This window comes from Streptomyces sp. NPDC060028 (assembly GCF_042736725.1).
Taxonomy (GTDB): Bacteria; Actinomycetota; Actinomycetes; order Streptomycetales; family Streptomycetaceae; genus Streptomyces.
This window is the reverse complement of the sequence record NZ_JBHWVJ010000011.1, coordinates 48,840-71,853: the sequence shown is the minus strand read 5'-3', so window position 1 is coordinate 71,853 and position 23,014 is coordinate 48,840. Positions and strand designations below refer to the sequence as shown.

Annotated in this window: 17 protein-coding genes and 1 tRNA gene; 9 read left to right on the top strand and 9 right to left on the bottom strand. The window is 72.4% G+C overall.

From position 1 onward, the window contains the following. Positions 1-161: 161 nt before the first annotated feature. On the bottom strand, positions 162-365 hold the full coding sequence (locus tag ACFWBF_RS08640) for a cold-shock protein (RefSeq protein WP_267726646.1): 204 nt from the start codon (positions 363-365) through the stop codon (positions 162-164). Positions 366-692: 327 nt separating this feature from the next. On the opposite strand from ACFWBF_RS08640, the gene ACFWBF_RS08635 reads away from it, so the two are divergent. The 3 genes from ACFWBF_RS08635 (at position 693) to ACFWBF_RS08625 (ending at position 3,347) form a co-directional block, all read left to right on the top strand. Continuing rightward, positions 693-2,792 (top strand): SpoIIE family protein phosphatase, encoded by a 2,100-nt coding sequence (locus tag ACFWBF_RS08635; protein WP_385597266.1) that lies wholly within the window; start codon positions 693-695, stop codon positions 2,790-2,792. A gap of 43 nt (positions 2,793-2,835) precedes the next feature. Further along, entirely contained in the window at positions 2,836-3,210 is a 375-nt protein-coding gene (locus ACFWBF_RS08630; RefSeq protein ID WP_385597263.1) for a hypothetical protein, read from the top strand. Between the two features lie 60 nt (positions 3,211-3,270). Beyond that, a tRNA-Met gene (locus ACFWBF_RS08625) sits at positions 3,271-3,347 on the top strand. Positions 3,348-3,405: 58 nt separating this feature from the next. Here the strand turns inward: ACFWBF_RS08625 and ACFWBF_RS08620 are convergent. After that, the gene (locus ACFWBF_RS08620) at positions 3,406-3,927 is read right to left on the bottom strand and encodes a DoxX family membrane protein (protein ID WP_385597260.1); all 522 of its coding nucleotides are present in this window, start codon (positions 3,925-3,927) and stop codon (positions 3,406-3,408) included. A gap of 91 nt (positions 3,928-4,018) precedes the next feature. Here ACFWBF_RS08620 and ACFWBF_RS08615 point away from each other — a divergent pair, with 91 nt between their 5' ends. Next, complete coding sequence (locus ACFWBF_RS08615) at positions 4,019-4,264, top strand: DUF6296 family protein (protein WP_385597257.1); 246 nt, start codon at positions 4,019-4,021, stop codon at positions 4,262-4,264. A gap of 26 nt (positions 4,265-4,290) precedes the next feature. On the opposite strand, the gene ACFWBF_RS08610 is transcribed toward ACFWBF_RS08615, so the two are convergent. Genes ACFWBF_RS08610 through ACFWBF_RS08600 form a run of 3 tightly spaced genes read right to left on the bottom strand, consistent with a single transcriptional unit; the run spans position 4,291 to position 7,544 of the window. After that, positions 4,291-4,683, bottom strand: a complete 393-nt coding sequence (locus ACFWBF_RS08610) for a molybdopterin-binding protein (protein ID WP_385597255.1) — start codon at positions 4,681-4,683, stop codon at positions 4,291-4,293. A gap of 50 nt (positions 4,684-4,733) precedes the next feature. Continuing rightward, positions 4,734-6,002: a pyroglutamyl peptidase gene (locus tag ACFWBF_RS08605; RefSeq protein WP_385597252.1), complete on the bottom strand. Its 1,269-nt coding sequence runs from the start codon at positions 6,000-6,002 to the stop codon at positions 4,734-4,736. A gap of 33 nt (positions 6,003-6,035) precedes the next feature. Further along, entirely contained in the window at positions 6,036-7,544 is a 1,509-nt protein-coding gene (locus ACFWBF_RS08600; RefSeq protein ID WP_385597249.1) for a UDP-N-acetylmuramoyl-L-alanyl-D-glutamate--2,6-diaminopimelate ligase, read from the bottom strand. 587 nt (positions 7,545-8,131) lie between these two features. On the opposite strand from ACFWBF_RS08600, the gene ACFWBF_RS08595 reads away from it, so the two are divergent. Beyond that, positions 8,132-8,674, top strand: coding sequence for an FABP family protein (locus ACFWBF_RS08595; RefSeq protein WP_385597247.1), 543 nt, complete (start codon positions 8,132-8,134; stop codon positions 8,672-8,674). A gap of 12 nt (positions 8,675-8,686) precedes the next feature. Here the strand turns inward: ACFWBF_RS08595 and ACFWBF_RS08590 are convergent, their stop codons facing one another. Beyond that, positions 8,687-10,171, bottom strand: coding sequence for an amidase (locus ACFWBF_RS08590; RefSeq protein ID WP_385597245.1), 1,485 nt, complete (start codon positions 10,169-10,171; stop codon positions 8,687-8,689). A 248-nt stretch (positions 10,172-10,419) separates the two neighbouring features. Between ACFWBF_RS08590 and ACFWBF_RS08585 the strand changes: the two genes are divergently transcribed. The 4 genes from ACFWBF_RS08585 to ACFWBF_RS08570 all read left to right on the top strand — a co-directional run bounded on the left by ACFWBF_RS08585 (position 10,420) and on the right by ACFWBF_RS08570 (position 16,760). After that, complete coding sequence (locus tag ACFWBF_RS08585) at positions 10,420-11,502, top strand: AI-2E family transporter (protein WP_385597412.1); 1,083 nt, start codon at positions 10,420-10,422, stop codon at positions 11,500-11,502. A 267-nt stretch (positions 11,503-11,769) separates the two neighbouring features. After that, the gene (locus ACFWBF_RS08580; RefSeq protein WP_385597242.1) at positions 11,770-12,441 is read left to right on the top strand and encodes a hypothetical protein; all 672 of its coding nucleotides are present in this window, start codon (positions 11,770-11,772) and stop codon (positions 12,439-12,441) included. Then, on the top strand, positions 12,441-14,600 hold the full coding sequence (locus ACFWBF_RS08575; RefSeq protein WP_385597239.1) for a bifunctional serine/threonine-protein kinase/ABC transporter substrate-binding protein: 2,160 nt from the start codon (positions 12,441-12,443) through the stop codon (positions 14,598-14,600). Before ACFWBF_RS08580 ends, ACFWBF_RS08575 begins: the two co-directional genes overlap by 1 nt. A 12-nt stretch (positions 14,601-14,612) precedes the next feature. Next, positions 14,613-16,760 carry a bifunctional serine/threonine-protein kinase/ABC transporter substrate-binding protein gene (locus tag ACFWBF_RS08570; protein WP_385597236.1) on the top strand — a complete coding sequence of 716 codons (2,148 nt, stop codon included), beginning with the start codon at positions 14,613-14,615 and terminating at the stop codon, positions 16,758-16,760. A gap of 70 nt (positions 16,761-16,830) precedes the next feature. Here the strand turns inward: ACFWBF_RS08570 and ACFWBF_RS08565 are convergent, their stop codons facing one another. From ACFWBF_RS08565 to ACFWBF_RS08555, 3 genes are all read right to left on the bottom strand, one after another. After that, on the bottom strand, positions 16,831-17,070 hold the full coding sequence (locus ACFWBF_RS08565) for a hypothetical protein (protein ID WP_385597233.1): 240 nt from the start codon (positions 17,068-17,070) through the stop codon (positions 16,831-16,833). 9 nt (positions 17,071-17,079) lie between these two features. Then, positions 17,080-21,147: a polymorphic toxin-type HINT domain-containing protein gene (locus ACFWBF_RS08560; RefSeq protein WP_385597230.1), complete on the bottom strand. Its 4,068-nt coding sequence runs from the start codon at positions 21,145-21,147 to the stop codon at positions 17,080-17,082. Between the two features lie 440 nt (positions 21,148-21,587). Continuing rightward, complete coding sequence (locus ACFWBF_RS08555; RefSeq protein ID WP_385597227.1) at positions 21,588-22,751, bottom strand: DUF6545 domain-containing protein; 1,164 nt, start codon at positions 22,749-22,751, stop codon at positions 21,588-21,590. Positions 22,752-23,014 lie beyond the last annotated feature (263 nt).

Genomic DNA, 23,014 nt, shown 5'->3' with positions numbered 1-23,014 from the left:
TCCGGATCCCCGCCGTCCGGGATCGTGCACAGGCGTGATGCGTCCTCCCCCGCGCGAGGGAGGCGGTCCGGGCCGGGGGCGTGGCCCCGGCCCGGATCAGTTGCCGCGGAGCCGTCGCTCGACCGAGGGAACGGTTCTGCGGACGGTTCTGCGGCCGGAGATCACGCGGGGGTGATGTTCTCCGCCTGCGGGCCCTTCTGGCCCTGCGTGATGTCGAACGTCACGGCCTGACCCTCCTGGAGCTCCCGGTAGCCCGAGGCGTTGATCGCCGAGTAGTGGGCGAACACATCCGGGCCGCCGCCGTCCTGGGCGATGAAGCCGAAGCCCTTCTCCGCGTTGAACCACTTCACAGTTCCCGTAGCCATGGTCATGCCTTCCAGTCGATGAAAGCCCCCAGCACAGCGCGGGAGGCAGAGGTGATCGCCTTGGTCCAACGGCACAACACAGCAAGACTGCCCACACCGAGAAGACGCGGGCAGAAGGCACTTCGAACCACGACAGCTACCGTCACGCTACACGGACGACACACACCGTCACCAGAGGGAACGATCACCTAAACGGCCGCAGATTTTCGTCGGCCCTCAGGCCGGCCGTGCCGCCCGGGCGTGCGCGCCCGGGGGCCGTGAGGGGCGTACGGAGGGAGGATGGGAGATGGCCCGCGAACCGGCCCGGGGCCGGAAGGGAGCTCGGCTATGGACGCGTCCGATGCGCACGGCATGCCTGGCGCCGAGCCCGCCATGGTCGGGATCTCCCCGCCGAGCGGGCTGCTCGACGTATTGAACGTGGCCGCCGTCGTGCTCGACGCGAAGGGGCGCATCGCCCTGTGGAGCCCCCAGGCCGAGCAGCTCTTCGGATGGACGGCCAAGGAGGCGCTCGGCCGGCCCGCCGCGAAGCTGCTGGCGGCCAAGGAGCACGTCGACCTCGTGCTGGAACTGTTCGCGCGGGTCATGGGGGGCGCCGGGGACTGGGCCGGCGCGTTCCCGGTCCTGCACAAGGACGGCAGCAGCCGTCTGGTGGAGTTCCGCAACATGCGGCTGCAGGACGAGCACGGGGACATCTACGCCCTGGGGATCGCGACCGACCGTACGAGGCTGCGACATCTGGAGCGGGACCTGGCCCTGTCGGCCCGTCTGGTGGCGCAGTCCCCGATCGGGCTCGCGGTGCTGGACACCGAACTGCGCTACGTCCTGGTCAACCCTACGCTGGAACGGATCAACGGGCTGCCCGCGGCCGAGCACATCGGCCGCGGAGTACGCGAGGCCCTGTCCTTCCTCGACGACGCGGGGGCCGTCGAGTCCGCGATGCGCCAGGTCCTGGCCACGGGCACACCGCTGGTCGAGCAGTTCACCGCGGGCCACACCCACGGTGACCAGCACCACGAGCACGCCTGGTCGGTGTCGTACTACCGGCTGGAAGACGCCGCCGGGCAGGTCCTGGGCCTGGCCATCTCGGTCGTGGACGTCACCCAGAGCCACCTGGCCGCCAAGGAGATCGCCCGGAGCCGTCGGCGGCTCGCCCTGATCGCGGACGCGACCGTCCGCATCGGGACCACCCTGGATCTGGATCTCACCGCCCGCGAGCTGGCCGATGTCGTCGTCCCCGAGCTGGCCGACATCGCCGCGGTGGACATCCTCGACTCCGTCCTCGAAGGCCGCCCGAGCCTGAAGTCCTCCGCCCACGAGCCGGCGGTGTTCCGCGCGCTCGCGGTGGCGGCCGCGTACCCCAGCGAGGCCGTACGGGCCGCTGATCCGCCGGGCGACATCGCCCGCTACGAAGCCGACCGGCTGGTCACCCGCTCGGTGACCACGGGCCATCCCGTGCTCGTGGCCCACGTGAAGGCCCACGACATCTCGCGCATCGCCCGCGACGAGGAAGCCGGCGCCCTGCTGGCCCGCGCCGGCCTGCGCTCCTACCTGGCCGTGCCGCTCATCGCCCGCGGCGAGGTCCTGGGCGCCCTCGACCTCAAACGCACCCGCAACCCGCTGCCCTTCGACGAGGACGACATCATCCTGGCCGGCGAACTCGCCGCCCGGGCCGCCGTCTGCATCGACAACGCCCGCTGGTACCGCAACGCGCACCACACCGCGCTCGCCCTCCAGCACCACCTCCTCCCCCACCACCCGCCGCACACCCCGGGCCTGGAAGTCGCCTACCGCTACCGGCCCGCGGCGGCCACCAGCGAGATCGGCGGCGACTGGTTCGACGCCATCCCCCGCTCGGACGACACCACCGTCCTCGTGGTCGGGGACGTGATGGGCAGCGGCATCAACGCCGCCGCCGGCATGGGGCAGTTGCGCACCGCGACCCGGACCCTCGCCGAGCTCGGCCTCGACCCCGCCCAGGTGCTCCGCCAGCTCGACCTCGCGACCGCCACGCTCGAGGAGACCATCGCCACCTGCCTCTACGCCGTGTACGACCCGCACCGCGGCGAGTGCCGCATCGCCGTCGCCGGACACCTGCCGCCCGTCCTGATCCGTACCGGCCAGGCCCCGCGGCTGCTCGACCTGCCCACCGGTACGCCCCTCGGCGTGGGCGGCGTGCCCTTCGAGTCCACCACGGTGCGGATGGATCCCGGCGACCGTCTGGTCCTCTACACCGACGGTCTGGTCGAGGTGCGCGACCAGCCCATCGACGACCGCCTCGCCGTCCTGCTGGACCTGCTCGCCGAGCCCGACGGGTCGCTGGACGAGACCTGCGACCGGCTGCTGGACTCCCTGCGACGGCCGGACGACCACGACGACGTCGCCTTGGTCATCGCCCGGTCGAAGGCGCTGGAGCCACCCCGTGGCTGACTCGGCCTGCCAGCGGCGCGGGGAGTGAATAGAATCGGGTTTCATGTCGAAGCCTGACGAGCTGCTCGTTGACATCGCCACGACCGTGGAGTCCGAGCGCAGCAATCAGATGTCCCTGACCGTCGTCGTCGGTGGTGCGGTGATCACCGGTCGACTGGCTCCCGAAACCGTGTGGAGGCAGCGCGTATCGGACGTCCTGACGGACTCCGACCGCCTGGGTCCGTTCTCCGGCATCTTCGCCACGGACCCGGCGTCGCGGCGGTCCGACCGGGACGGTCCGCCCACGCACCTGCACTTCCACGTGGCCCGGATCCTGCAAGGCTCGATCGGGATTCCCGAGACGGGCGGGATGTACCGCGTCGCCATCAAGGACGTCAGCGCCTGGACCGTGGGAGACGTCAGCTACTCCGATCACTGAGCTTCAGGGGACAGCGTGGTCCGGCGGCCGCCCGGAGTGCCGTAGGGTTGGGTTCACCGACGCGGGGTGGAGCAGCTCGGTAGCTCGCTGGGCTCATAACCCAGAGGTCGCAGGTTCAAATCCTGTCCCCGCTACCACTGGCTGTGGCCCGGATCCTCGGATCCGGGCCACAGCTGTATCCGCCTGCTCCGTCGGCTACTCCTGTGCCTCGTCCGACTGCGCCGCGGCGCGCTTGGCGAGCACGGCGGCCGCCGCGAGCGCGCTGCCGGTGAAGGCGAGCATCAGCGTCCACGGCTGGTCGAAGAGGTGACCGGTGGCGTGGTCGACGGAGTACCGGCCGGCGCCGGCGAGGCCGATGGCCGCCGCGGTGAACCCGAGGAAGGCCGGGTACTCGTACCCGCCGCCCTGCGCGAAGAACCCGGCGGGCGCGTGCACCGCCACGGCCCCCGCCATGGCCCCCGCCGCCGCGGCGCCGGCCGCCGGGGTGGCCAGGCCCAGCACCAGCAGGGCCCCGCCGCCGGCCTCCCCCAGGCCTGCGGCGATGGCGCTCTGCTTCCCGGGGCGGAAGCCCATGTGCTCCATACCGGCCGCGGTCCCGGCCAGGCCCCCTCCGCCGAACCACCCGAACAGCTTCTGGGTCCCGTGCGCCATGAGCACCGCGCCGGTACCGGCGCGCAGGGCCAGTAGTGCGAGGTCCCGCCGGTTGATGCAGCTCATAGAAATCTCCCGATCTGTGGTGATCCGTGTCCACTCTGCGGGCCGACGCCCCCGCCCGCATGATGAGAGGAGGGAAGGAAGGGGGTCCGCGATGGACACGGAGCGGTACGAGCTGACGTTCCCCGACGGCCCCGAGGACGGCCGGGACCAGAACCAGGACGTCGTGATCGTGGCCCGTACGGAGCGCAACGGCCCCGGCGGACACCCCGTCTATGCCGATGTGACCGGCATCGTGCAGGCCGAGATCAGCGACCAGGGTGAAGTGCGCATGCTCCCGTCGGGCGGCCAGCAGGCACCCGCCCACGGCGTCCGGGCCCGCCCCCTGCCGTCCGGGTGACGACGGGCGAGCACCGGGGCCGTGGGTCAGCCGCGGTCGATGTGCACGCTGGTGGACTTCACCCGGGCGGTGGCCCGCATGCCGACCTCCAGGCCCAGCTCCTCGACCGCCTCGCGGGTCAGCAGCGACACCACCCGGTGCGGTCCGGCCTGCACCTCGACCTGCGCGGAGACCTCTCCGAGCCTGATCCCCGTCACGATGCCGGGGAAGGCGTTGCGGGCCGAGGTGTACGAGGCCTCCCCGCCCCCGTCGCCGTCCTGGGCCGCCTCCACGCAGAACGACGCCAGGGCCGGACCGTCGACGATGCGCCGGTTGCCCTCGCGGCGGGTGGGGAAGCGGTCCGCGTCCGCCCACCGCCGGGCGGTGTCGACGCTCACGCCCAGCAGCCGGGCCGCCTGGCCAATGGTGTAGGTCTCCATGCGCCCCACCCTAAGCGGGCACCGGGGGCGCCTCCCACGACCGCCCCTGCTTACCCCGGCACGCCGGTCCGCAGCACGGCCAGCACCTGCGCGGTGATCGCGCTCTCGTTCCGCTCGAACTCGGCGCCGGTCAACTGGGCCTGGTCCGCGGGCAGTCCGGTGAGCACGGGGGTGTGCAGGTGGCCGCCGGGGACCTGCGGGCGGACTTCGAGGCGGAGCCGGTTGGAGCGGTAGGCGACCTCGTTGGAGAGGTAGCCGCCGCCTCCGCCCGCCACGGCGCGCGAGCCCGGGGTGGGCCCGTCCTCCCGGTCCACGGGGTCCTGCTCCCCGGCCGGTATCTCGGTGACGGCGGTGTTCAGCCGTACCGGATACGGCGTCTGTACGGCGGTCATGGCGTCCGTGGGCAGGCTGGTCCGCAGGAACTCCGCTCCGGGCCCGAGCCCCGGCGCCGTGACGGGGCGGTCGTACGTGCCGCCCGAGAGGGCGTTGGCGTTGTCCGGGTACGGATCCGCGGAGCGGGCCCGTCCGGCCCAGGCCTCCAGGGTGAACAGGCCGGGGTAGCCCTGGCTGATGCTGGTGATCATGTCGGCGGCGCGGGGGCCGGCCGCCAGGCGCGGGCCGTAGGCGCGCTCCACGATTCCGGCGTCGAAGTCGGCGTACCGCACGGGCAGGACGACCGCCCGGATCTCCGCGATCGTGCCGTCGGCCAGGGTCACCCGGCGGCCGTTGAGCTGGAGGGCGGCGGAGCCCGAGGGGTTGGCGCGGCGCAGCTCGACGTCCAGTCCGAAGGGGTCGAACCCGCTGATGAACACGCGCCGCACACCGGGCGCGGTGCGGAACTCGTTGGAGGTGAGGCCGCGGGAGGCGTCCTCGAACCTGCTGCGCAGGGCCTGCCGGTCGACGGGGAACTCCGGCTGCCAGCGGGCGAGCTGGACGGTCATCGCCAGTCTGGCCCAGTACAGCGGCCGGTCGTCCCCGGTGGCCAGGTCCCCGCCGGGCCGCCGCCCCTGCGCCCGGTTCACGGCGGCCTGCCACAACCCCTCGCCCCACGCGTCGAGGAGCCGCGCGGCCTCGGGGGCGTTCCTGGTGGCGCAGAGGGCGGCCGGGAAGCGGCGTACGAAGGTGTCGAGCGCGGCCCGCTCCGGGAAGGCGGCGGTCCGGGGGTCGGCGAGTCGGTTCTGCTCCGGGTCGGGCGAGGGGGTGGCGGTGAGGCAGGCGGGGGCCGGGGCGGCGTCCGCGTGTGCGGTGGCGGGTGGCAGGAGGGCGGCAACCCCGAGCAGGGCGGCGGCGAGGGCCGCACGGCGTAACGGCATCATCATGCTATGTGACATTACACAGCAGGTCAGTTTCTGTCAGGGACAGCCGAGTTCGCGCACGGTCGCCATGTCGCTGAAGGGGATCAGCTCCTCGCCGACGATCTGGTGCGGCTCGCTTCCCTTGCCCGCGATCAGCACCGTGTCGTCGGGACCCGCGGCGGACAGCGCGAAGGCGATCGCCTCACGGCGGTCGGGGAGCCGCCGGAAAGGTGTCCCGGTCGCCTCGAGGCCGGGGGCGATCTGGTCGAGGATGGCCTCGGGGTCCTCGTGGCGCGGATTGTCCGAGGTGAGGACGCACAGGTCGGAATGGGCGCCGGCGATGCTGCCCATTTCGGCCCGCTTGGTGGTGTCCCGGTCCCCGCCGCAGCCGAAGACGGTGATGACCCGGCCGCGGGCGAAGCCCCGGATCGCGGTCAGGACCTTGGTCAGGGAGTCGGGCGAGTGCGCGTAGTCGACGACCACGGAGGTCCCCAGCGGGGTCTGGAAGCGCTCGAACCGGCCCGGGACGGGCGGCATCCGGTCCAGGGCCGCGACCAGGGGGCCCAGATCGTGGCCCAGGACGTGGCAGGCCGCCACGGTGCCCAGCGCATTGGCCACCGAGAACCGGCCCGGGACCGGGATCGAGGCCGGATACGCGCGTCCGCCGTGGTGGAGGGTGAAGCGCGTGCCGGAGGCGCTCATGACGAGGTCGGTGGCCCGGTAGTCCGCAGGGGCGTCCAGGGCGTACGTGGCCACCGCGCCCGGCATCATCGACCGGATCCCGGCGCCCACCGGATCGTCCGCGTTGACCACCGCGCGCCGGCACAGGCCCTGGAACAGGCGCAGTTTGGCATCGCGGTAGTTGGCCATGGTCCCGTGATCGTCCAGGTGGTCCTGCGTGAGGTTGGTGAACACTCCGACGTCGATGAAGGTCCGGTCCACGCGGTGGGTCAGCAGGGCCATCGACGTGGCTTCGAGCACCACGCTGGAGGTCGAGCGGTCGCGCATGTACCCCAGGAGGTACTGGAGGTCCGGCGATTCCGGCGTGGTCAGCACGGACCTCGGCATCGGGATCAGCTCATCGCCGATGCGGCTGCCCGCCGTCCCGATGACGCCGACCTTCGCGCCCTCGGAGATCCGCAGGACCGACTCGACCATGTAGGACACCGAGGTCTTGCCGTTGGTGCCCGTGATCGCCACCATGTCCATCTGCCGGCCCGGCTCGCCGAAATGGCGGGAGGCCACGACGGCGGCGGCGGTGCGGGTGTCCGGCACCGCGACGACGCATGCGCCGAAGGACGCGGCGGCCCCGGCTGCCCCGGAGGCCCACATCGGCGCGGTGAGGTCCGGTTCCCCGGCGTCGACGACGACGGCCGCGGCGCCGCGTGCGAGGGCGGCCGGCACGGAGACGGGGCCACCCTCCTGGTGGCCCGGCACCGCGATGAACACCGATCCCGGTGTCACCCTTTCGACGTCGAAGGTGATGCCCGCGGTGATCAGTGTCTTCGCCGGGTCACCCCGGAGAACGTGGTGCTCCTGCCCGGCCAGCAAGTCGCTCAGCTTCACAATGATCCCTTCGAGGCGGCGCGGCCCCGGTCGTGCGGGCGTAGCCGGGCGACAGCGCCGGCGGCACGCCGGAGACTGCGGTGGTGATGTGGAGCAGGGCGGAAGAGGGCGTCGCCCGTGGAGAGACCGCACGGCGGGCGGGAAGATCGACGAACCGACGGCCGGGCCCGGGGGGGCCCATGGCGATCGCTAGCCGTGCCCGTGCAGGGCGAGGACAGCCGCACCCGCGGCGCCCGGGCACACCTCGGAGGCGGCCTGGGGCAGGCACTCCCTCACGAAACGTGTGCGACCCATGGGCCGAGTGTACGGCCGGCGGCGCGCCCCCGAGCCCACTGCGTCGGCGGCACCCCGACCTGGTCATTGCAGGGCACAACCACCTGTACGGTGGTCGGCCCACTGGTCCCCGACGGCGGGTTCGGCGGCTGCGACGCCCACTTCGGCTGCGCGCCGGCGGTTCTGGTCGGCCTTGGCCGCGATGCCGGAGGCTTCGACTTGTCCTGGCGGTCGGCCACGACCCTGGGCGTCGCGCTGAAGATCGCGCGCTAGGCTGCGCGCCGCGGGGGGACACGCAGACAGACAGGGCGAACATGTTCGAGCCGGTGCAGGAAAATCCGTACCCCGACAGCCACACCCTCGGCGAAGGCCCCGAGCCGCACCCGCTGCTGCGGCCGGTGCTGCCCCTGCTGGGGCGCTGGCACGGCCGGGGACAGGGGCAGTATCCGACCCTCGAACAGGACTTCCGGTACGAGCAGGAACTCACTTTCAGCCACGACGGCCGCCCCTTCCTCCGGTACGAGGCACGCGCGTGGCTGATCGACGGGTCCGGGGCCCCGGTGCGCCCGGCGGGACGTGAGGCGGGATGGTGGCGGGTGACGCCCGACGCGACGCTGGAGGTGGTGCTCGCCCACCCCACCGGGATCGTCGAGACGTACGTCGGGCGGGTGTCCGACGGGGAGATCGAGATCGAGACCAAGGACGTGGCGCTGACTCCCCTGGCCAAGGAGGTCACCGGCACCCGGCGTCGCTACAGCCTGCGCGACGGCGAGTTGACCGTCGTCCACGACATGGCGGCGGTGGGCCAGCCCCTGCAGCACCACCTCACCACGCACCTGAGGCCGCGCGCGTCCTGATCGGCCGACTGTTCAACCGCTCAGTCGTCCAGTCGTCCAGTTGTCCGGGGGCCGGCTGTCGGCCCACGGGCGGATGGTTTCGAGCTGCGCCGCCACCCGCAGGACGGTCACCTCGTCGTGCTGCCCGCCCACGAGCTGTACGGCCAGCGGGAGTCCGTCGCTGCCGTGGCCCGCGGGGACGGAAGCGGCCGGGTTGCCGGTGACGTTCCACAGGGCCGTGTAGGCGATCATCGGCAACGAGCGCAGCATCGCCGTGAGCAGGCCCGCACCGTCCAGCACGCCGACGGGGCGGGGCCGCTGCGCGATCGTCGGGGTGAGCAGCAGGTCCAGGCCGGATCCGGCTCCCGTGAACACGCGGTTCGCGCGCACGGCCAGCCGCTCCCCGGCGCGGACGGCCCATTCCACGGCCCCCTCGGGCGCGAGCCGCGCCAGCCGCAGTGTCTGGCGGGTCCGCCGCTCCAGCAGCTCCGGCCGCTCCATGGCCGCGGCCTCCGCCCGTACGCCGCCGCAGAACTGCGGCAGGAACGCGGCCGTGGTGTCGGGGTACCGGGGGTCGATCTCCCGTACGTCGTGGCCCAGTTCGCGCAGCGCCTGGGCGGTCGCGCGCAGGGCCTCCACGTGTTCCGGGTGGGGGCGTACGCCGCGCACCGCGGGCTTGGCCGAGTACCCGATCCGTAGCCTGCCCGGCGTCGTGGCCAGAGCCTGGGTGAAGCTCGTGGCGCCGGGGCGGGCGGCCCAGCGGTCCCCGTCGGCGGGGCCGCTGAGGACGTCGTAGAGGAGGGCGCTGTCCGCCACGGTGCGGGTGAGCGGTCCCACGGTGCCCAGGGCGTACCACAGGTGCGGGTGCGGAGCGGTGGAGACGCGGCCGCGCTGGGGTTTGAGGCCGAACAGGCCGCAGCAGGCGGCCGGGATGCGGATGGATCCGCCGCCGTCGCCGCCGAGCGCGGCGCCGACCAGGCCGGCCGCCACCGCGGCGGCGCTGCCTCCGCTCGACCCGCCGGTGGTGCGCGTGGTGTCCCAGGGGTTGCGGGTGTATCCGTGGGCCGCGGACTCGGTGAACGGCCACTGGCCGAACTCCGGCATCGTCGTCTTCCCGATGATCACCGCTCCGGCCGCCCGCAGGCGCCGTACCGCCTCGGCGTCCTCGGCGACCGGCGTCCGGTTGCCCGCGCCGCCGTACGTCGTCACCTCCCCCGCGACGTCGAGCTCGTCCTTGACCGCGATCGGAACACCGAGCAGGGGGCCGTCCGCGCCGGACGCGCGTGCCGCGTCGCGCGCGTCGGCCTCGGCCAAGGCCTGGTCCGCGCGTACCACGCGGAAGGCGTTCAGGCTCGGGTCCAGCAGGCCGATGCGCCGCAGCGAGGCCTCGGCCAGGCGGCGGGCGGAGACCTTTCCCGTACGCACGAGTTCGGCCTGCCGGGCGACCCCTTGGAACAGCAGCTCCGCGTCATCCATGGACTGGTCATACCTGGTCGACACGCTAACGAGTTCGATCATTTGTGATCTCTTTACTTATACGACGATGCACGCGCCCGGAAGGACGACGACGGCGTTCGCCGACACGCCTTCGGGCTAATGTGCCGCCGGGCGCGTGAGGCGGGCGGGGGCGCGTGGTACCTCGTAGGCACCACACCCGGGAGGGGCCGTCCATGACCAGGCGCTCCGCGCAGTCCGCACGCGGGTCCACCGGCCGGCGCGGGGAGGACCGGCGCGCCCGCATCCGTACCGCCTCCCGGCGGGCCCGGATGCGGCCGTACGGCTCGCCCGGGACGGACAGCCCCCACGTCTCGCCGATCCTGCGGACGGTCGCCGCGTACGCCTGGCGGCTCCTGGTGGTGGGAGCCGTCGGGTACGCGGTCTTCGCCGCCCTGGGGCGGTTCCACGAGATCGCGATCGCCGTGTTCCTGGGTCTCGTCGTGACGGCGATGCTGCGGCCGGCGGCGGATCTGCTGGCCCGGTTCATGGCTCGCCCGCTCGCCGTGGCCTGCGCCCTGATCGGCAGCATCATCCTGGTCCTGGGCGTACTGGCCTTCGTGGGTGAGGCGGTGGTCGGGGAATGGGACACGCTCGTCAAGGAGTTCAGGGAAGGCCTGGATCGCATCCAGCAGTGGCTGGAGCGGCCGCCGCTGCGGCTGGACTCCCATGTGCTGGGCGACGTACAGGACAAGATCGGGGCGTACCTGTCCAGCCACCGGGAGACGCTGCTCACCACGGCCGTCAGCGGAGCCGGCCGGCTCGTGGTGATCGTCACCGTCGGCGTTCTGGGGTTGTTCTGCTCCGTCTTCTTCATCCACTCCGGGGACCGGCAGTGGAGCTGGTTCTGCGGACAGCTCCCGCTCGGTGCGCAGGAGCGGGTGCGGGTCGCCGGGCGCGCGGCGTGGCGGACCTTCACCGGGTACACCCACGGCATCGTGCTGGTGGCCGCGACCAATGCCGTGCTGGTGGGGATCGCCCTCTTCGCGCTCGGGGTCCCGCTGGCCGTGCCGCTGGCGCTGCTGGAGTTCTTCGCCGCGTTCATCCCCCTCATCGGCTCGCCGGTCGCCCTCGCCGTGGCGGCCGTGGTCGCCCTCGCCACCAAGGGCCCGCTCGTCGCGGCCCTGGTGATCGCCCTGATCGTGGTCATCGGACAGATCGAGGGCCATCTGCTGCATCCGTTGGTGATGAGCTGGGCGGTACGTCTGCACCCGGTGATCGTCGCGCTCTCGGTGATCGCGGGCGCCAGCACCGCAGGGGTGGTGGGCGCGGTGGTCGCGGTCCCGCTGGTCTCGGTCGTCTGGTCCGTCCTCCAGGCCCTGCGCGGGACGAGCGAGGGGTCGGCGCGCCTCTGAGACCCACCGAGCCCCGGCATCAACTTCATTGCTCGATATGCCAGTTAGCGCACCCGGCAGAGGGGTAACATCCCAGCCGTGGGGGGACATGTGACACGTGAACGGGGCTTTGCCCTGCGTACCTGCGGCTGTGTACTGGCGGGCCTGTCCGTGCTGGCGGCGTGCTCTTCCGGGGGGACGGCGGAGGGCGGTCGGAGCCCGAGCCCCACCCGCGCCTCGCCCGCTCCGACGGCCTTCGGCTCAGGCCATCCGAGTGCCTCGCCCGCCGTGCCCGCCGGCACCGCCGAGGACCTCGTGCCCGACCTCGACGAGACCAAGCTGCCGAAGACCGCCGCCGAGGCCCGCGCCGCGATCGGCCGGATCATCGTCGACCGGGAGGTCTTCGGTCCGGACGTCGTGCACAGCGTCCCCTTCGAGAGCGACCCCGGCCGCTGGCCCGTGCTCGGCGAGGACTGCGCGTGGCAGACCACCGGGCTGCCCGCCGACGTCCTCGCCACCACCACCCGCTACTTCCACATACCGCCCAAGAACGGTCAGGGCCGCCTCCAGCTCAACGTCACGGTCACCGTGCACCACAGCCGCGAGGAGTCCGGCTGGGAGACCGCCCGTGCCATGGAAGAGGTTCTGCGCTGCCCCGACCAGCGGCTGCGCGCGAACGAAGAGATCAAGGGTTTGTGGGGCGGCGTCCTGTACCAGGGCGAGCAGATGAACGGCTGGAGCGAGGACGCCTTCAACGAGCGGGGCAAGTACGTGGGCGCGGAGGGCGGCGGGCCCTACCTCTACATCTGGAACCAGGCGCAGTTCGGCCCGGTCACGGTGGCCGTCGCCGGCAAGGGCGCGGCAGGCTTCACCGACACCGCCATCGAAACGGCCGTCATCCAGGGCGGCAGCCGGATGATGCAGCACGCCGAGCAGGAGTTCGGAAAGGCGGCGGGCTGATGGAACGGTTGCACCCTTCGGACCCCTCGCGGATCGCCGGCCACCGGCTCCTCGGACGGCTCGGCGCGGGCGGCATGGGCGTCGTCTACCTCGGCCGTACGGACGACGGCGCGCTCGCCGCGGTCAAGGTGATCCGCGCGGAGTACGCCGACGAGGCGGACTTCCGGGCCCGCTTCCGCCGTGAGGCCGACATCGCCGCCCGGGTGGACAGCCCGTGGGCCGTACGGGTCACCGGCGCCGATCCCGATGCCGCGGAGCCGTGGCTGGCCACCACCTTCGTCCCCGGCCCCTCCCTGGCCGAGGCCGTCGCCGCCCACGGGCCGCTCCCGCTGCGCGCCGTACGGGTCCTCGGCAAGGCCTTGGCCAAGGCTCTCGGGGTGATGCACGAGCAGGGCCTGGTGCACCGGGACGTCAAACCCGGCAACGTGCTGCTGGGCATGGACCGGCCCCGGCTCATCGACTTCGGGATCGCCCGGGGCGGCGAGCACACCGCCCTGACCTCCACCGACGCCGTCATCGGCACCCCCGGATTCCTCCCGCCCGAGCAGGCCGGCGGGCAGGGGGCCGAACCGGCCGGGGACGTCTTCTCGCTCGGCTGCCTGCTCGCGTACGCCGCCACCGGCCGGCTGCCCTTCGGTACCGGCGCCGTCGACGCCGTGCTCTACCGCACCGTCCACGACGAACCCGACCTCGGCCCCGAGGTCCTCGCGGATCCCGAGCTCGCCGCACTGCTGCGCACCTGCCTGGCCAAGCACCCGGACGTCCGCCCCACCGCGCACGAACTGGACGAGGCGCTGACCGAGGACACACCGGACACGGGCACCGACTGGCTGCCCGACCCCGTCGTGGCCACCATCGCCGAGCGGGCCGCCGCCCTGCTCGCCCTGCCCGGCATCGAGGAGACCGTCGCGGACCCCGACGCCTCCCCCGCCCCGGGCGGGCAGGGTCCGTCGCGACGCCGGTTCCTCGCACTCGCCTCCGGCGGGGCGGTGCTCGCGGCGGGCGGCGGCATCGCCGCGTGGCTGGCGCTGCGCGACGACGGCAAGGCGAAGACCCCCGCCGGGCCGGCCCCCCGGCAGTGGGTGATCGGCGTACACGCGGACCTCACCGGCCCGCAGAAGGCTGCCGGGCAGGCCCAGGAGCGCGGGGTGCGGCTGGCCGTCGACGCCTTCAACTCCCGCAAGGACAAGCCCTTCACCCTCGCGGTCGCCACCGCGGACGACGCCGGGCGGCCCGACCGCTCCGCGGCCGCCGCCACCGGTCTCATCGGCAACCGCGATGTGCTCGCCGTGATCGGGCCTACCGGCAACGCGTCCGTGTCGCCCTGCCTCGAACTGTACGGCGAGGCCGCCGTACCCCTGATCACCGTGTCGGCCCTGGCCAGCAGCTTCAGCACCACCGACCGGCGCAGCTTCTTCCAGGGCTGCCCCCTCTTCGCAGGCCAGGCCGCCGCCGTCAACCTCCAACTGGCCCGGAACCAGGGCGTACGCCGCCTGGGGGTCCTGTGTGACCGCGACGGCGACAGCGAGACCTGGCAGGCCGCGCAGCTGACGGACCGCACCCTGGACATCTTCGCGCCCGGGGCCACCTCCTACGGACGGGTCGTGCCCCGCGGCACCCGGGACCTGGCGCCGGTGGTCACCGACATGCTCGCCCACGGCATCGACGGCTTGTTCTACGCCGGTACGCCGACGGGCGCGGGCAAGGTCGCCGGGGCGCTCGCCGCGGCCGGTTTCAAGGGTCCGCGGGCCGCCGACTACTCCATCGCCACAACGGAGTTCCTCACCGCCGCCGGTCCCGCCGCCGAGGGCTGGCAGTTCCTCACCCCGTACACCGGTCCGGAGGCCCCCCAGGTAGCGGACATGGCACGCGCGCACAAGGCGGCCTACGGATCGGCTCCCGGGATCTGGACGGCGGAGGCGTACGACGCGGCCGGACTGGTCATCGACCGGCTGGCGACGGCCGCGGGCGGCGGCGCCCGCCCGGCCCGCGCCGTTCTGCTGACCGCCCTCACGCAGGGCACGTACCGCGGCCTGACGAGGGAGTACACCTTCGACGAGATGCGGCAGGTCAAGGGCAACCTCTTCTTCCTGCACCGGGTGGAGGGCGGCCACATCCGCTACGCGGGCCCGATCGCCCAGCCGACGGCAGCGGGATAGCGAGCCAGGCGCATGCGTCCCCTGACCCCGGCCGATCCGGCCGCGATCGGCGGCCACCGGCTGCTCGGGCGGCTGGGCTCGGGCGGCATGGGCACGGTGTACCTCGGCCGCTCACCGGCGGGCGTCCTGGTCGCGGTCAAGGTGATCCGTGCCGACCATGCGGCGGATCCCGCCTTCCGGGCCCGGTTCCGCCGCGAGGCGCAGGCAGCCGGAGGGCTGTCCGGCCGCTGGGTGGTCCCGGTGATCGGCGCCGACCCGGACGCGCGCGAACCGTGGCTGGCCACCCCCTTCATCCCGGGGCCCTCGCTGTCCGAGGCGGTGGACGGGTACGGTCCGCTGCCCGCCCGTACGGTACGGGTGCTGGGCGCGCGTCTCGCGGAGGCGCTGGCGCAGGTGCACGCCGCCGGGCTGGTCCACCGCGACGTCAAGCCGGGCAACATCCTGCTCGCCCCCGACGGGCCCCGGCTGATCGACTTCGGGATCGCGCGGGCGGCCGGGGCGACCACGCTGACGGCCGTGGACGCGGTCGTCGGCACTCCGGGGTACCTGCCGCCGGAGCAGGCCCGGGCGGACGGGCCCGCTCCGGGCCCGGCGGGGGACGTGTTCTCCCTCGGCTGCGTCCTGGCGTACGCGGCGACCGGGCGCGGCCCGTTCGGCGGTGGGCACCCGGCCGGGGTGGTCTTCCGTACGGTGCACGACCCGCCGGAACTGTCGGGGCTGGCCCCGGAGTTGCTGGAGGCCGTCGGCGCCTGCCTGGCGAAGGACCCGGCCGTCCGGCCGACGCCGGCGGAGCTCAGCGGCCTCCTCGGCGACGATCCCCGCGCGGTGGACGCGGCGGACTGGCTGCCGCCGCCGCTGCCGCGGCTCATCGCCGAACGTTCCACCCGGGCCCTGGAGTTGCCCGCCCCCGAGCCCACCCGGATCGACGTACCGAAGGAGGCTCGCCGGTACTTCAACCGCAGGCGGCTGCTCGCGGCGGGCGGAGCGACGGCCGTCGCCGGCGGCCTGCCGATCGCCTGGTTCACCACGCGCAGGCCCGGGCACGGCGGTGCACCGCCACCGGCCGGCGACCTGGCGACCCTCACCCTCGCCCTGCAGGCCGATCTGTCGGGGCCGGGCAAGGCGACCGGGCAGGCCCACGAGCGGGGCATGCGCCTCGCCGTGGCCCGGCACAACGCCCGGACGGACTCCGCGTTCCGGCTGGCCCTGCGCGTCGCCGACGACGGCGGGGCGGACACGGCGCGCGCCGCGCAGGCCGTCAAGGAGCTGGCCGCCGATCCCTCGGTCGTCGCGGTCACCGGCCCCACCTGGGACGCGGCGCTGCCCGGGGCGGCCGAGGCCTGCCTCGCCGCGGATCTCACCCTGCTGCTGGTTTCGGTGAGCGGCGCGAGCACCATGCAGGCCCAGTGGCGGACGCTGTGCCCCACCTGCCCCGCCGGTGACAGGCTCGCGGTCCCGGTGCTCTCCTACCTGTCCCGGGTCCAGCCCTCGCACCGAACGGCCGTCGTGGAGGACACCGATGCGGGAGAGTCCGCGTGGCAGCTCACCCGCGTCATGGAGCAGTCACCGCCGGCTCAGGGCACGGTGAGCGTGCACCGGATCCCGTCGGGCGGCTCGGACTTCGCCGCGGCCGTGCGCGACCTGATCCAGGCGCGTGCCGAGTCCGTCGTCTTCGCCGGCACCTCGCCGGAGCGTGCGGCCCGGCTGGCCCGGGCGCTGACCGAGGCCGGGTTCAAGGGGCCGCGCATCACCGTCCAGGACGCGATGGAGCCCGCGTTCCTCACGGCGGCCGGTGCGGCGGCCGAGGGCTGGCTGTTCAGCACCGTGTTCGCGGACCCGTCGGCCGTACCCGCCGCGGCCGAGTTCGTCGCCGCACACCGCGCCGCGTACGGGGAGGCGCCCGCCCGCTGGACGACCGAGGCCTACGACTCCGTCGGGCTGCTGGCAACGGCCCTGACCAGCCTGGACGGGGAGGGGCGCGGCCGCTCGGGACTGTCCCGCCGGCTCTTCCGTACGACGTACCAGGGCCTGGCCAAGCCGCTGGCGTTCGACGTCAACACCCACGCCCTGACGGGCGACCGGGGCTCCTATCTCTACCGCGCAGGATCGGGCGCGTTCCGATTCCTGGGCCCGTACCCGGACGTACTGAAGGCACCGTAACGGCCGGCACCGGCAGCAGAAATGCGTGGGACCCTGCCCGATATTCCTGGCAGGGTCCCACGTTCATTCGTCAGATCGCTTCCGGCAGATCCCAGTCGCCGGGGCGCTCACGCAATTGTGCGAGAGCCAGTGCGATGCATTCGCCGAGGCTGGTGGTCTCGGCGCGGATGAATCCCCGCTCGCCGAGCGCGGCGCCGGACAACACCACCGTCCAGGGGTCGCCGCCCTCCGCCATCCTCTCGTCGTCCACCTTCAAGATCACCGATACGCCGGCGCGCCCCAGCGCCTCCATGATTCTTTCGATGTTCATTCGGGCACCTTACTTCGCGAAGCCCCTGAGGGCTTCCGCGATCTCTCCGATGTCGTGCAGCTCTCCCTTGCCCACCCTGTCGATGACGCCTCGAAGGTCGGCAGAAGTCGGCCCACTCACCACGTTGTTGCGCCGCATCAATTCCTCGACGACGGCCTGCGCGGTCCGCTTGTTTCCGTTGTTGTACATGTGGCTGCCCGCGATGTCCCGGATCATGACGGCAGACTTCTCCCAGAAGCTGGCGTACCGACTGGCATTGATCATCGCGTTCTCCGGCGTGCCGCTCAGGAGCGTCTCGCCGCCGAAGCTCCGGTTGATCTCCCGGATCTCGTCGGGGCTGACCGGCACCTTGAAGCCACCGGTCTGGCAGTCGAAGTTGTGCACCAGTACCGGCGTGGCACCTGCGAGCACGTAGTAGGTGTGGAGATCGTTGACAGTCAGGTTGTACGCCGGCTGGAGGGTCTTCCAGTGCCGTACCCCGCTGATCTCCGCAGTGGTGCCGTCCGCGACGCGGAGGGTGTCACCCGCGTTCAGGTCGCCCGCGTTCGTCCACTTCCGGTCCTTCTCGGACCAGAAGGGGTGGTGGTCGGTGGCCGTGAGGGTTGCTCCACCGTGCGCGGCGTCGAGGGTGATGCCGGTGAAGTCGCGGTCGTCGGGGGTGTAGATCGTGTCGTCCACCCTGCGCGGACCGGTGATGCCGGTCGCCGGGTCGGTGGCACGGACCCAGTCGCCGACGGAGACCTGCTCGATCGGGCGCGAAGAACCGTCAGCCATGAGCACCGGCGTGCCCGCGGGGAAGCTGTGCTTGACGGTCTGGGATACCGCGCACTCGATGAGAGTCTTGGCCTTCCTGGCCTCGGCCATCTCGTCCAGGGCCTTGGCGCCCCACTTGAAGACCTTGACGACCTTGCCGACGGGGATCACACCGACGACGGCCAGGATGCAGCCGACCCACTCCGGATCCTCGATGCACCGCTGGATGTCGGCGCCGCCGACGATCTCCCAGACGATCTTCCCCACGATCTTCGCCACCGCGAGGTCGACGGTCCCGAAGAGGATCTCGTCAGGCTCGGCGCCCATCATGCACGGGGGCAGGCTGTCGCGGTTGACGGGGACGTAGCAGGTCTTCTTCTTCGTCTTCTTCGCGGCCTCGGCCTGCTTCTTGCGCTCCTCTTCCGCCAGGCGGCGTGCGGTGGCCTCTTCGGCCTCACGCTTCTTCTGGACCTCGGTCCATGCCTCGGCGGCGAAGGTCTTGGCCTCTTCCGCGCTCTTGCCCGCAGCGGTCGCCGACTGACGGGCGGCAGAGGCGGACTCGTTCGCCTTGGTGGCCGATTCGCGGGCGTACTTCGCGGAGAACTCTGCCTGGGCGGCGGATTCCTCGGCGGCGTCCGCGTCGCGGTCGGCGGCGGCTGCCGCGTTGCGGGCGGTGGCCGCGGAGTTCTTCGCCGCGGTGGCGCTGGCCTCGGCGGCGGTGGCGGACTTGTTGGCGTCCGAGGCGGACTTGGCCGCGGCTTCCGCCGACTTCTTGGCTTCGAGGGCTGCGGCGTCGGCCGCGTCCTTGGCCGCGTTGGCCTTGGCGGCGGCCTCGGCTGCCTTCCAGCGGTTCTCGTTGGCCTTGGCGGCGATGCCGATGGCCTCGGCGAGCAGGCGGTCGACCTGGTTCCTGTGGTGCTCGGTCAGCTTGTCCTTGCGGTCCGCCATGAACTGGCCCACCGCGACGAACTCGTGCAGCAGGTCGGCGGGACCCGCGAGAGCAACCTTGGCCGCCGCCTTGACCTCGGGGCCTCCCGTGTTGACGAGCTTGGAGGCGATGACCTGCTCGTCGCTGTTGCGCGCCGAGTACTGGCCGACCGCGAGGAAGGTGGCGAGCGCCTTGCCGCTGCCGTCGGCGAGGGCCTTCTTCGTGGCGTCCTTGACCCCCGGGCCGCCGAAGTTGTTGAACTTCGAGACCTCGACCGCCAGGTCGTCCGCACCGGCCGTGTACTGGCCGTTGGCGTAGAAGTCGGCGATCTGCTGCTCGTTGCCCGTCAGGGCGCCGGCCGCTGCCGTGCGCACCGATGGGTAGGGGCTCTGTCCGCTGAGCTGGAAGACGCGCTCGCGGATCTCGTCGCGACCGGCCTGCTTCCAACCGGTGCGCAGGTAGTCCAGGACTTCGGCGTCGGTGCCGGACAGCGCGGTGGCCGCGGTCTCGTGGCTCCACGGTCCGCGCAGCTTCATGGCCTTCATGGCCAGGGCACGGCCCTTGGCGGCGGTGGCCTTGATGTCCACGTCAGGCTTCGCAGCCTCGGCCGCCAGCGCCGTGGCGGTGCTGTCGAGGTTGATGCCCTCGAGCTGCTCGGAGGCCGACGTCGAGACGTAGGCGTCAGTACGCGCCTTGCGGGACTTGGCGCGCTCGATGGCGGCCTCGGTCCGGGTCGCGAGTTCCGCGGCCTCGGTCTCCCGCGCGATCTGCACGACGTTCTTCGCCGTGGCGACCGCGGTGTCGGCGGCCTCGGCGGCCGTCTTGGCCGCGGCGGCGTGCTTGTTCGCCTCGGCGGCGGCGTTCGCGGCCTGACCTGCATGGGCGGCGGCCTCGTCGGCGGCGTCCGCCGCGGCACGGGCGTGCTTGGCCGCTGAGCGGGCCGCGTCACGGGCCTCGAAGGCCGCGTTCGCGGAACGCTGGGCCAGCGCGGAGGCCTGGTCAGCCGCCCGGTTGGCCGCATTGGCGTGGCGACGGGCGTCGGCGGCGGCCTGGCGGGCCTCGGCCGAGGAGTTCCCGGCCTGGTCCGCGTAGTCGTTGGCCGACTCGGCGGCATCAGCCGCCGCGTTGGCGTTGTCGCCCGCGTTCTTGGAAGCAGTGGCCGCCAGTCCGGCGGCCAGAGAGGCCTTGCCGGCCTGCTCGGCGGCGAGCGCCGACGTCTCGACGAGACCGGCCGCCGCACGGGCGATGCCCGCGAGGTCCTTGGCCTTGGAGGCCTGCGTGGCGTCGTTACCCGCGGCGATGGCCGCGTTGTACGCGTCGTTGGCGGCGTTCGCCGCGTTGGCGGCCGCGGTCGCGGTCTGAGCAGCAGCCAGCGCGGCAATGCGCGCGGCACGGCTGGCGGCGTTCGCCGAGCTGATGGCCTGCTGGGCGGCGGAGGCGGCGGCGCGGGCCGCGTCGGCGGCCTGCTTCGCCTTCACCGCGGCGCGCGTGGCGTCGTTCTTGGCTGCGGCGGCCTCGTTGGCCGCCTTCTGCGCCGCCTCCTTCGCGAGCTGGGCCGCAGCGATGGCCTTGGCCGAAGCCTCCTCGGCCGCCTTCGTCGCGTCCTCGGCCTGAATACCGGCCTGCTTGGCGTCCTCCGTCAACTGCGCGACGGTCGCGTACTCCTGGTCCCGGTTACGAGCCGTGAACTGGCCGACCTCGAGGAACTCGACCATGTCGTCCTGAGTCCCGCGCAGGGCGACCTTCGCGGCCGCCTTCACGTTCGGACCACCCGAAGACGCCAGCTTCGAGACGGCAACCTCGTTGTCGATCTCGCGCGCCGCGTACTGGCCCTCGTCCAGGAACTTGGCGATGTCCTCCGGGGTGCCCTTGAGCGCGGTCTTGCCCGCGTCCTTGACCCCGTTGCCGCCCAGGTTGATGAGCCGCGAGACCTCGACCTGACGGTCCTCGTTCCGCGGAGCCCTCCACCCGTCCTTCAGGAAGGTGTCCAACTGCGCGGGCGTGCCCTTGAGCGCCTGCTTGGCCGCCGCCCGGACCGCCGGACCGCCGGAGTTGAAGACCCGGCTGGCGTCGACGTAGTCGTCGTCGTACTGGATGGCGTCCTTGCCGTCCAGGAACTTCTTGATGTCGGCGTCCGACCCGAGGAGCGCCCGCTCGGCGGCTTCCTTGATGCCGGCCCCGCCGGTCTTCCAGTACTCGACGACCAGCATGCGGTCGAAGGGTGCGAGAACCGGCTCGGCGTCGGCAGCCGCGGCGGGAGACGTCCCGAGCAGACCAGCCACCAGCGCCGCGGGCAGCACCAGGCCGCTGACGACGTACCGGCCGGATGTGCCCCGTGGCCTACGTCGGCCGGAGCCGGGGCGCTGCGCCCCGCTGAAGAGTATGCGCCGTCTCATGCGACAGGTTCCCCCTAGATCGATGTGCGGCAGCCGTCCACGCACACGTGCATGACACCGGCGCCGCAATCGACTCCACGCGACATCGCCGGTGTGACCGAGTCGGTGTGATGCGAGTGCCAATGCACAAGGCGTGTGCGGAGTAACCGCTTTGAGGCGAGGCCGGGCACTGGCCCGGCCTCGCTGTGGCCATTTTGGCGATGACACCCCCGTGACCATCGCCGAGGCGCCTTAACGCACTGCGACGGCGTCTCCCGGCCTCCACGACCGTATGGGCGAACCGCGTGAAAAACAACCATGGTTGGGCATTGATCAACCGCAGTTGAACCACTCGGTTTCAACCACTACTGTTCTCACTGATCGTCAGGACACGGCACACGTCCGTGTCGTCACTTTTAAGCGCAGCGACGGCCACATCGGGGCGGCCCGGGCCGGGGCGGCTACTCCACGACGGCGGCCTGAGGCTCCGTACCGTCCACAGTGACCGCAGTGGCCGCCGGGCGCGACGGCCTCGCGGGCGGCAGGCCGGGCAGGGCCCGGGCCATACGGGTCATCAGGCCGCGGTCCTCGACCTCGGCCGCGCGCAGTGCCTGGGCGGCGCGGGAGCTCTGGTCCGCGCCGGCGGGCGACTTGCCGGCGCGGTCGGCGGCCGCCGCCTTGAACATGGCCGCGAGGCCGGTCGCGACGGCGTCCTGTTCGTCCGCGCCTCGGGCCACGGCCTCCTGGCGGGCGGCCTCGCGTACGTCGTCGTCACAGTACGCGCGCAGCCTGAGCATGGCGTCACGAATGTTGGTCAGGCGGTACATCAGCAGTTGCTCGGGGCTGGAATACCAGGGCGTGGTGAGGAACATCTGCTTGCCGGGACCGGTGACGGGTGTGCCGACGAGTTCGCTCAGGGGCCGCAAGGTGGAGAAGCTACGCCAGGGGCGCCAGACGCGCTCGAGCAGCCACGGTCCGAACACGGGCAGCAGGAAACCGCACATGCAGACGCCCGCATTGAGGGAAATGAAGGACCCGGCCATCCGGTTGAGCACGTCCCAGTCGTGTCCCGCCCAGCGGGCGCCGACAGCGATGAGCTTCACCGCACCGAAGACCACGTTGACGAGGAACCCGAACACCAGGAAGACGAGGCCGATTTGCAGCGAGCGGGCGGACGTGGACACGGCGGCCTTGCGGGTCTCCCGGCTCATGTCGAGGGCCCACCTCCAGCACACGACCGTCGTGGCGAAGGCCGCCACCGTGTGCGCGAGCATGTAGAGGACCAGCATCTCGCGGATGAAGGGGGTGGTGGCGTAGTAGGTGTCGAAGTCCAGCAGCCGCTCGACCGGCGCCTCTCCCGCGATGAAACAGCCGATGATGGCCACGATCACGAGGCCGTAGGCCACCACCCAGGCCCGCACGCGGCGCCGCGAACGCGTCTCGACCCGGGAGTCCTCACGCCAGTTCTCCACCAGCACCAGGCAGGCGCAGGAGTAGGCGCACAGGATGCAGTAGACGAACGGCGCCGAGAAGTTGCTCACGCCGGTGAACCGGTTGACGAACACGATGGTCGGCGGTGCCGAGAAGGCGAACGCGGCGCATGCCATCGCGAGCAGGGCGTTCACCGCGCGGACCATCGGACTGCGCCAACCCCTCACCAGGGCAGGCAGTTTGGCCAACAACACGACGCCCAACGCGACCGCCGGCACGTAATAGTTGACCCCTTCCCCCATGATCAACCTTCCACGTGCTGTGCAACCGGACGCATCGGTCGAATGCGTCGCCCCCCGCGAGCGAGACAGTAATGATCTCGCCAAGGGTTGGCAAATGGGGGGAGACGTTACCAACCGCAACGGGTGGGGCGAATGCAGCGCCTGGCCGCGGCCTC